The organism is Variovorax sp. 10L421 (genome assembly GCF_056395365.1).
The window spans coordinates 1-2,698 of the sequence record NZ_JBFTJJ010000059.1; the positions used below are offsets into that span (position 1 = coordinate 1).

At 60.7% G+C, this 2,698-nt stretch carries 3 protein-coding genes; all 3 read left to right on the forward strand.

Annotated elements, in window-relative coordinates:
• The coding region (locus AC1DFC_RS29635; protein ID WP_478180567.1) for an RHS repeat domain-containing protein at positions 1 to 834 on the forward strand (834 nt) is incomplete at its 5' end.
• A complete protein-coding gene (locus tag AC1DFC_RS29640) occupies positions 831 to 1,238 on the forward strand; it encodes a hypothetical protein (protein WP_478180568.1) in 408 nt (135 codons plus the stop codon). The genes AC1DFC_RS29635 and AC1DFC_RS29640, both read left to right, overlap by 4 nt.
• Positions 1,239 to 1,338: 100 nt before the next feature.
• Positions 1,339 to 2,698, forward strand: a 1,360-nt coding sequence (locus AC1DFC_RS29645; RefSeq protein WP_478180569.1) for an RHS domain-containing protein, incomplete at its 3' end; no start/stop codon positions are given.

The following is a 2,698-nucleotide window of genomic DNA, read 5'->3' on the forward strand; positions in this document are numbered from 1 at the left end:
GCGGCCAATGGCGGGAGCTACGACATCGAGCAGGATCCGCTGTGGAACGGGGAGCAACTCAACACGCCTGCCCCGTTCGCGAAGGAAGAGATCGCGTTCTACCAGTGCGACCACCTGGGCACGCCGCAGGAGCTGACGGACCACGAGGGCCGCATCGCCTGGTCGGCCAGCTACAAGGCCTGGGGAGAGGCCAGGCAGGCAATCAGCGAGGCGGGGCGGAAGGCCGGGTTCAGGAATCCGATCCGGTTCCAGGGGCAGTACTTTGACGACGAGACGGGGCTGCACTACAACCGGTATCGGTACTACGATCCGAACAGCGGACGGTTCGTCTCGCATGACCCAATTGGGTTGCTCGGTGGATATAACACGCATTTATATGCCAGCAATACAACCGAATGGACTGACCCACTTGGATTAAGTGGAAATTCGGCGCAAAGACGCCAACAAAAACGCGCTTCTACCGGGAAAAAATGCTGCACCCCATGCCCTGATTCCGGACATTTATATCGCGGCGTCGCCGCCAATCATCCTGCCTTGGCAGATGCCAAAAGAGGTATTGCCACTCCCGCCCTTTCTTCTGGCGGTGCATCAGCCGCTCAGCACAACGAGGGTGGGTACTCTGGAGAAAGTCAATATACCTCTTGGTCTCGCGACAAGGAGATTGCTCGATATCACGCGAATAAAGACGGCCCTGGCGGCGTTTTAATGAGCGCTCCATTCGGAGCACCTAAGACCGGTGACTGCTGGTCCTGGGAATTTTCCGATGACGCATGGGGCGAATCCGAAGTCTTGCTCAAAGGGCGTCGTTCGGGTCTTGGAGTTCATAAACCATGATTCATTTGCTTAAGCTTAAAGAATTCCTTTCAAATCAACCTGAGGAAGAATGGCGCACCATCCTCTCTGAAGTAGCTTCAAATTCGAATGCGCTAATGGATCTTAATCGCAGAGCGACCGCCATCTCCATAAAAAATGAATTTAAAATCAAGGAATTTAGTACGGCTCGATCAAAAATACCCGCCATCGGGTTGACTGACCTAATCGAGGAATTAGAAAAAATAAACGGAGCAAATCTCTTGGATATTCAAGAAGTGCGAACAACAAAATGGGTTGGCTTTTGCGTTTCCGACGAATCCGAGAAAATAATAGGATGCGCTTTTGTCAGGAACGCAAAAAGTGGCAAAAAAACGCCCCCGAACTGGGATGGCACCATAGAGGAGTTGAATAAATTTAACTCCTAAGTCCGGCTCGGTGCCAACCCGTTGTGCTGAAGACCATTTATCGTGCTGCATTTTTTGTAGACACGTACGACTGATCTGCAAGGCGCAAGCCGGTGAGAAATTGCACAGTTCTGCCTCAGCGGTGCTGAGCCACCCTGCTCCGCTACGCCAGGCCCGCGACCAGGCCAAGCGCTTCGCCTACGACCGCAACGGCCGCCTGGTCGAGGCCACCAACGCCGAGGCCAGGCTCCAGTGGTTCTACGACCGCGCAGGCAACCTCGTGCGCGAGCACCAGCACTACCTGGACCATGGCCACACGGCGGTCTGGCAGCACGGCTACGACGAGCTCCACCAGCGCGTCGCCAGCGTCCGCCCCGACGGCCACATCACCCAATGGCTCACCTACGGCTCCGGCCACGTGCACGGCCTGCTCGTGGACGGCCAGGACATCCTGGGCTTCGAGCGCGACGACCTGCACCGCGAGATCGGCCGCGACCAGGGCAACGGACTTACGCAGAAGCTGCACTACGACCCSGCCGGSCGGCTGCTGGAGCAGCAGRTCTCGCAGACGAAACYCGGCGCGGTCGAGGCCGTGGGCATCCGCCGCAGCTATGCCTACGACAAGGCCGGCCAGCTGGTGGCCATCGGCGACAGCCGCCGCGGCAACCTGAGCTACCGCTACGACCCGGTGGGACGCCTCTTGGAAGCCCACAGCCGCCTGGGCCGCGAGACCTTCGCCTTCGATCCGGCGGGCAACATCGGCAACCCTTCCGACACCGATGCGGACACACAGGCGGCCGGCCGCATCACCACCCGCGTCGCGGTGCGCCTGAACGGCGATGGCCGCAGCATGGCCGGTCGGCTGATGGACAACCTGCTCAAGGACTATGCGGGGACCCACTACACATGGGACGAACGCGGCAACCTGGTCGAGCGGACCTGGAACGGCGAGAAGACCGTGTTCACCTGGGACGGCCTCAACCGCATGCGCAGCGCGAGCACCTACGGCAAGACCACGGCCTTCAGCTACGACGCCCTGGGCCGGCGCATCGCCAAGCGCTCCGAGCATGAGATCACCCTCTTCGGCTGGGACGGCGACACGCTGGCCTTCGAGAGCACGCAGAGCACCGAGGCGCGGCAGGAGCAACAGGCCTGGCGCGGCGACAGCGTGCACTACATCCACGAGCCCGGCTCCTTCGTGCCGCTGGTGCAGATCCGGCAAGCTCAGGCCGTGGCGCTGAGCCAGACCACCGACGTGAAGGCGCTGATTGCGGCCAATGGCGGGCGCTACGACATCGAGCAGGATCCGCTGTGGAACGGGCAGCAGCCCAGCACGCCCGCCCCGTTCGCGAAGGAAGAGATCGCGTTCTACCAGTGCGACCACCTGGGCACGCCGCAGGAGCTGACGGACCACGAAGGCCGCATCGCCTGGTCGGCCAGCTACAAGGCCTGGGGGGAAGCCAGGCAGGCGATCAGCGAGG